Source organism: Aestuariivirga sp., assembly GCF_044238155.1.
Taxonomy (GTDB): Bacteria; Pseudomonadota; Alphaproteobacteria; order Rhizobiales; family Aestuariivirgaceae; genus Aestuariivirga.
Genome location: NZ_JBIIDX010000172.1, coordinates 1 through 6,963, shown reverse-complemented (window position 1 = coordinate 6,963; position 6,963 = coordinate 1). Strand labels below are relative to the sequence as shown.

The 6,963-nt window shown below is 60.2% G+C and carries 9 protein-coding genes; all 9 read left to right on the top strand.

Going from position 1 to position 6,963, the window contains the following annotated elements; translation table 11 throughout:
• Nucleotides 1–223 precede the first annotated feature (223 nt).
• The 9 genes from ACILRN_RS14930 (at nucleotide 224) to infA (ending at nucleotide 6,908) form a co-directional block, all read left to right on the top strand.
• A complete protein-coding gene (locus ACILRN_RS14930) occupies nucleotides 224–1,015 on the top strand; it encodes a hypothetical protein (RefSeq protein WP_395689615.1) in 792 nt (263 codons plus the stop codon).
• A 54-nt stretch (nucleotides 1,016–1,069) separates the two neighbouring features.
• Nucleotides 1,070–1,840, top strand: a complete 771-nt coding sequence (locus ACILRN_RS14925; RefSeq protein ID WP_395689613.1) for an SDR family NAD(P)-dependent oxidoreductase — start codon at nucleotides 1,070–1,072, stop codon at nucleotides 1,838–1,840.
• Nucleotides 1,841–1,918: 78 nt separating this feature from the next.
• Nucleotides 1,919–3,328 (top strand): 3-isopropylmalate dehydratase large subunit, encoded by a 1,410-nt coding sequence (gene leuC / locus ACILRN_RS14920; protein ID WP_395689611.1) that lies wholly within the window; start codon nucleotides 1,919–1,921, stop codon nucleotides 3,326–3,328.
• Between the two features lie 119 nt (nucleotides 3,329–3,447).
• Nucleotides 3,448–3,600, top strand: coding sequence for a hypothetical protein (locus tag ACILRN_RS14915; RefSeq protein WP_395689608.1), 153 nt, complete (start codon nucleotides 3,448–3,450; stop codon nucleotides 3,598–3,600).
• An 8-nt stretch (nucleotides 3,601–3,608) separates the two neighbouring features.
• Complete coding sequence (locus ACILRN_RS14910) at nucleotides 3,609–4,019, top strand: metallopeptidase family protein (protein WP_395689607.1); 411 nt, start codon at nucleotides 3,609–3,611, stop codon at nucleotides 4,017–4,019.
• Between the two features lie 53 nt (nucleotides 4,020–4,072).
• Complete coding sequence (argC, locus tag ACILRN_RS14905) at nucleotides 4,073–5,029, top strand: N-acetyl-gamma-glutamyl-phosphate reductase (RefSeq protein WP_395689605.1); 957 nt, start codon at nucleotides 4,073–4,075, stop codon at nucleotides 5,027–5,029.
• An 11-nt stretch (nucleotides 5,030–5,040) separates the two neighbouring features.
• Complete coding sequence (gene leuD, locus ACILRN_RS14900; protein ID WP_395689603.1) at nucleotides 5,041–5,646, top strand: 3-isopropylmalate dehydratase small subunit; 606 nt, start codon at nucleotides 5,041–5,043, stop codon at nucleotides 5,644–5,646.
• An 18-nt stretch (nucleotides 5,647–5,664) separates the two neighbouring features.
• Nucleotides 5,665–6,612, top strand: coding sequence for an AEC family transporter (locus ACILRN_RS14895; RefSeq protein ID WP_395689601.1), 948 nt, complete (start codon nucleotides 5,665–5,667; stop codon nucleotides 6,610–6,612).
• Between the two features lie 77 nt (nucleotides 6,613–6,689).
• Complete coding sequence (infA, locus tag ACILRN_RS14890) at nucleotides 6,690–6,908, top strand: translation initiation factor IF-1 (protein WP_111197504.1); 219 nt, start codon at nucleotides 6,690–6,692, stop codon at nucleotides 6,906–6,908.
• Nucleotides 6,909–6,963 lie beyond the last annotated feature (55 nt).

Below are 6,963 nucleotides of genomic sequence, written 5' to 3'. Positions count from 1 at the left end.
GCCGCGACCGCCGCCATGGCGATGCTCCGGTAAATCATCCGCATCAGAACCGACCCCCTGTTGACTGCTGAAAACTTCGTTTGGCAGTCCCCTGTGTTGGAAATGTGGGCAGGAGACGGCAGGATTGCTCTCAGACGAAGATTGAGTGAGAAGCTAGAATACAATTTCAAATTGAATAGCTTAATCGGCCAGTAGCGCCCCAGATATGCTAGAGCAGAGGCAGATGAGCTTGCGGACCGAATTCCACGATCGGGGGCTTCTGCGCTTTGCCGCGGATAAATCCATGCTGGCCTGGGCTGAGCACGCCCGAACCCACGCGGCAACGGCAGCGCGCGACATCAATCAAGCGCATTGGCTGCGCTGTGGCGGCACCTGGTTCGTTGGCGTTGATGCTCTGCCAAATGATGCCGAAGGGCGGCTTGCGGGCGGACCGCCACTGGCAGGGGCGGCAGCCGATGCCGTCCGGTCCGAGCTTGGCCTCAGCCTCCCCCTTCACCGCGGCCAGGTGTCGATCTGTTATCCCGGTTATCCGCGGCCCTCGGACGAGGAAAGCGCGGCAGCCTTCAGCTTCCGCCTGAAGCGGGATGCAGCCCACGTTGACGGATTGCTGGCCGAGGGGCCAGAAAGGCGTCGCTTTCTCCGTGAACCGCATGCCTATGTGCTTGGCGTGACGCTGACCGAGCAGTCTGCAGGGGCATCACCACTCGTGGTGTGGGAGGGTTCACATCACATTATGTACTCGATGTTCCGAACAGTCCTCGGCCGCCATCCACCGGGAGATTGGCAGACAATCGATCTCACAGAAGCCTACCAGTCGGCACGGCGTCAGGCCTTCGAGACCTGCCGGCGCGTGGCACTGCCAACGGGGCCAGGAGACGCGGTACTGCTGCACCGCCACTTGCTGCATGGGGTTGCGCCCTGGGCGGAAGGAGCCACAGCGCCATCCGAGGGCCGGATCATTGCCTATTTCAGACCGGAGTTTCCCGATCTCCGGGATTGGCTTGACCATCCGTGACCTGAGACACAAGGGCGCTATGCGAAGCCATCTTGATGCATGAAGGAGGTTCACATGACAGGACGACTGGAAGGCAAGGTGGCGCTGGTGATTGGTGCAGCGCGCGGCATTGGCGAGGGCATTGCAGAACGCTTCGCAGAAGAGGGTGCACAGGTCGTGATCGCAGATACGCAGGTGGAGGCAGGACGCGCCACGGCGGCACGGCTCAAGGGCCACTTCGTCGAAACCGACATCTCGCGGCACGACCATGCGCAGCGCGCCGTGCAGACGGCGCTCGATGGTTTCGGCGCCCTCGACATCCTGGTGCAGAACGCCGGCATCTACCCATGGACGCTGATCGAGAACATCTCGCCTGATGAATGGGACAAGGTTCTGGCGGTGAACCTCAAGGGCACCTTCCTTTCAGCGCGGGCTGCGTTGCCGCATATGAAGACCAGGGGCTATGGCCGCATGGTCTTCACCTCCTCGATCACCGGCCCGAAGGTGACCAGCCCCGGCCACGGCCATTATTCGGCCAGCAAGGCGGGCATCAACGGCTTCATCAAGGCAGCGGCGCTCGAGTTCTCGGGCTACGGGATCACCGTCAATGGCATCGAGCCTGGCAACATCCTGACCTCCGGCATGCAGCAGCATCGCTCGGCGGAGTTCATCCAGTCCATGGAGGCGGCAGTGCCACTGGGCCGTCTCGGCACACCGCGCGACATCGCCAACTGCGCACTGTTTCTGGCTTCCGACGAGGCAGCCTACATCACCGGAACCACAATTGTGGTCGATGGCGGCCAGACACTGCCAGAAGGCGCGGACTTCCGCATCGCACCACGCTGACCGGCGGGGGATTTGACTTCAAGCCGCAAGCCGCTAAATACGCCCCGAAATTGATGATATCCGAAGGCGATGATCCTGATGGCAAAGCCGCGCACGCTGTACGACAAGATCTGGGATGACCATTTGGCCCATGAGGCTGAGGATGGCACCTGCCTGCTCTATATTGACCGTCACCTGGTTCATGAGGTGACAAGCCCGCAGGCCTTCGAGGGCCTGCGCATGACCGGCCGCAAGGTGCGCCACCCGGAACGGACCCTTGCCGTGGTCGATCACAACGTGCCGACCACTGACCGTTCGCATGGCATCGCCGAGGAAGAAAGCCGCATTCAGGTTGAGACGCTGGCGAAGAATGCCGCCGAGTTCGGGATCAAGTATTTCAACGAACTCGACAAGCGGCAGGGTATCGTGCATGTGGTCGGCCCCGAGCAGGGCTTCACCCTGCCGGGCACCACCATCGTCTGCGGCGACAGCCACACCTCCACCCACGGCGCCTTCGGTGCGCTCGCGCATGGCATCGGCACATCGGAAGTCGAGCATGTGCTCGCCACGCAGACGCTGATCCAGAAGAAGGCCAGGAACATGCTCGTTCAGGTCGACGGCAAACTGCCGCGGCACTCGACGGCAAAGGACATCATTCTCGCAATCATCGGCCAGATTGGCACTGCAGGCGGCACCGGCTCGGTGATCGAATTCGCCGGCGAGGCAATCCGTGACCTGTCCATGGAAGGCCGCATGACCGTTTGCAACATGACCATCGAAGGCGGCGCACGGGCCGGCATGATTGCGCCCGACGCTAAGGCCTACGACTATCTGAAGGGAAAGCCCATGGCGCCCAAGGGCGAGGCCTGGGACATGGCGCGCCGCTATTGGGACACGCTCGTCACCGATGAGGGCGCCCACTTCGACCGCGTCGTCAAGCTTGATGCCGCGAACCTGCCTCCGATCGTGTCCTGGGGCACCAGCCCCGAAGATGTTGTTTCGATCGAAGGTGTTGTTCCCAACCCCGACGACATCGCCGATGAAGGCAAGCGCCAGTCCAAGTGGCGGGCGCTCGATTACATGGGCCTCAAGCCTGGCACCCGGATGACCGACATCGAACTCGATGTCGTGTGGATTGGCTCCTGCACCAACGGCCGAATCGAGGACCTGCGTAACGTGGCGAAGGTCGTCGAAGGCAAGACGGTATCGGGCCGCCTGGCCTATGCAATGATCGTGCCGGGCTCGGGGCTGGTGAAACAGCAGGCTGAAGCCGAAGGACTGGACAAGATCTTCAAGGCAGCAGGCTTCGAATGGCGCGAACCTGGCTGCTCCATGTGTCTTGGCATGAACCCGGACCAGTTGAAGCCTGGCCAGCGCTGCGCATCGACATCGAACCGCAACTTTGAGGGCCGCCAGGGCTACAAGGGCCGCACCCATCTGCTGTCGCCTGAAATGGCGGCGGCGGCGGCGCTTGCGGGCCGTTTCGTGGACGTTCGCACGCAGGGCTGACGTACCATGATGGTACAGTCGATTCATGCTTGGGAAAGTTCCTGTTAAGGGCCGGGTGACCGCGGCGGCCCTAAACTCTTTGTCCGGCCTTCGGGATGGCCGTTTTTGTGGGGTATCACGTGAGTAAAACCGTTCAGGCGGATGCCAGGTTTCTGCGCCGCATTTTCCTTGCTCTTGTTCTGTTGACACTCGTCACTGGCGGCATCGCCGGCTTCACGACCGTCCAGGCGATGTCCGGCTTGACAGAGAGCTGCATCGCAGCCTGCGACTGAGACCTGCCATGGCGGAGCACCCGCTGGCCGGGATTTCCGCCCCATCCCTTGGCGAAATCGAAGAATTGGCGGCCTTGGCCTATGCAGGCCTTCCGGCCGATTTCCGATCTATGTGCGGCACCATGATCATCAAGGTCATGGATTTTCCGGCGGACGATGTTCTGGCAGAAATGGACGCCGGACCCTTCGATCTCCTGGGACTGTTCCAGGGCGTTGGGCTTGCACAAGATGGCGCCACGCCCGAAACTGGAAGGCTGCCAAATCTGATCTTTCTCTATCGTCGCGCCATTCTCGACTATTGGGCCGAGCATGAGGAAACGCTGGGCGCCATCGTGACGCATGTGCTTGTTCATGAGATCGGGCATCATTTTGGCCTGTCCGACGAGGACATGTACGCCATCGAGGACCGCGCCGGGTGATCCGCAGTGGCTGCAGTTGCAGCCGGCTGACCTTGGTTCTATAGGAACGGCGCATGACAAGCATCTTCATCGATGGCGAAGCCGGCACGACCGGCCTCCAGATCCGTGACCGGCTGAAACACCGGACAGATCTCAGGCTGCTCACCATCGATCCAGACCGCCGCAAGGATCCAGAGGCGCGCCGCGAGATGCTCAACTCTGCCGATGTTGCCATTCTCTGCCTGCCGGATGACGCCGCAAGGGAGGCGGTCGGCATGATCGGCGCCGGCTCCCGGACCCGCGTGCTCGATGCCTCAACCGCCTTCCGCACGGCGCCGGGCTGGGCCTATGGCATGCCAGAGATGACGCGTGGTCATCGCGCAACGATCGCCCGCGCCCAGCACGTGGCGAATCCGGGTTGCTATCCACAAGGTCTGATCGCACTCATCCGGCCGCTGATTGAGCAGGCGATACTCTCTTCGGATTGCCCCATCTCCTATAATGCCATTTCCGGCTATTCGGGTGGTGGCAAGAAGATGATCGAGGACTATCAGGCAAGGGGGCGTTCCGCACCTGCCTATCTCCCCTATGGTCTCACCTTCGCGCACAAGCACCTGCCGGAGATGCAGGCCTATGGCAAACTCTCTTCAGCACCGCTTTTCCAGCCTGCAGTCGGAAATTATGCGCAGGGCATGATGGGTTGCGTGCCGCTGTTCGGACACCTTCTTGCAAAACGTGTCACCGGTGCGGCGATTCATGCCTGTCTCATGGAGGCCTATGCCGGAGAACCGTTTGTTTCGGTTGCCCCCTATGAAGCGATTGAGCGCAGCCCCAGCGTGGATCCGGAAGCGCTCAACAACAGCAATCACATGCGCCTGCACGTGTTTGCCAATGATGCGCTGGGCCACATCTTGCTGATGGCGATTTACGACAATCTCGGCAAGGGCGCCTCTGGCGCTGCCGTGCAAAATCTTAATCTCATGATCGGTGCCGAGGAAACTCTCAGCGCTGATCTCCCCCAAGCCGCTTGAGGATCACGCCCATGCAGAAGTTTCAGACCCTGACCGGTGTTGCAGCACCACTCAACATCGTCAACATCGATACCGACATGATCATTCCAAAGCAGTTTCTCAAGACAATCAAGCGCACAGGGCTCGGACAATCCCTGTTCTTCGAGATGCGCTACACCCAGGACGGCAGGGAGATCGACGGTTTCGTGCTCAACAAACCAGCCTACCGCAAGGCGGAGATCCTTATCGCGGGTGACAACTTCGGCTGTGGCTCCTCACGCGAACATGCGCCCTGGGCGTTGCTCGATTTCGGAATTCGTTGTGTGATTTCCACAAGCTTTGCCGATATCTTCTATAACAACTGCTTCAAGAACGGCATCTTGCCGATCACAGTCTCACCGGAAAACCTGAAGAAGCTCCTCGATGATGCCGAGCGTGGTTCCAACGCCACTCTTACAATCGACCTGCCGAACCAGGAGGTCAGGGGGCCCGATGGTGGCGTGATCCGCTTCGAGATCGATCCGTTTCGCAAGCATTGCCTGCTGAATGGTCTCGATGACATTGGTCTGACTCTCGAGAAGGCCGCAGCCATCGACGCCTTCGAGACACGGCAGAAAGCGGCGCAGCCCTGGCTATGATGCCGGTTCACTAGCCTCGTGGAGTCAATCCTCACCACCGTCCTGCCCGTCTTTGGCATGATCGTTCTGGGTTATGGCTTCACCCGTTTGAAAATCTTCGATGCCGCAGCCGGCCGTGGCATCACGCTATTTGTTTTTAACGTCGCCATTCCGGCGCTGCTGTTCAAGACCGTGGCGACCATGGGTCCGCAACAGGGCGCGCCTTGGGGGTTGTGGCTGGCGTTCTTTGGAGGCCTTGCAATCACCTGGTGTGTTGCAGCCGTTGTCTCACAGTTTGTCAGTTCGCTCAATTATTCTGGCGGTGCGGCGGCCTCGATGGCTGCAGGCTTTGGCAATCTGGCTCTGCTGGGAACGCCGCTGGCGCTTTCACATTTTGGCCAGCAGGTTGCAATTCCGCTTGGCATGATCCTGTCAATCCATGCACCAGTGCTCTGGTTCACTGCAACGCTGCACCGCGCGATTTTTCAGGGCAGCGGGTCGTTCTCGGTTGCACGAACCTCGAGGGATCTGTTCCGCAGCCTGGCTACCAACGCGATTGTGCTCGGTCTTCTGGCAGGCACGCTGTGGCGGCTGACGGGTCTCGACCTTCATCCGATCGCCGGTACCATGCTGGAGATGCTGGCTGATGCATCGGTGCCGACAGCTCTTTTTGCACTTGGCGTATCATTGGCAGGCTACTCCCTGCGAGGCTCGTGGAATGGCATGTTTGCCCTTATCGCACTCAAGATGATGCTGATGCCGGTGTTGGTGTTCGCACTTGTTCACTACATGGTGTCGATTCCACCGCTCTGGGCACAGGTGGCGATACTGTTCGCGGCGATGCCGACTGGCGCCAACGCCTTCGTATTTGCCCAGCGCAACGAAGAGGCGGTGGCTGCGGTTTCGGGCGCCATCACGCTGGGAACCGCTCTGGCTGCCCTCAGTGCTGGAATTCTGCTTTATCTCATGGACACGGGCGTCATCTAGCAAGGCTTGATTTTGCGGGTGAACAGGTCCATTTTCCGGCGCGTTTTGTTTTCCCCTCACCCGACCCAAGGAGACACATGGCCAAGGAAGAATTGCTTGAATTCGAAGGCACCGTGACCGAACTTCTGCCCAACGCGACGTTTCGCGTGAAGCTCGACAACAATCACGAAATCATAGCCCATACGGCAGGCAAGATGCGCAAGAACCGGATACGCGTGCTGGCAGGAGACCGCGTGATGGTCGAAATGACGCCCTATGATCTCACAAAGGGCCGGATCAATTATCGCTTCAAGTAACAGATCAGGCGCCTCAGCGCCGGTAAAGCTGGTGCTGGCGAGCGCTTCGCCCCGG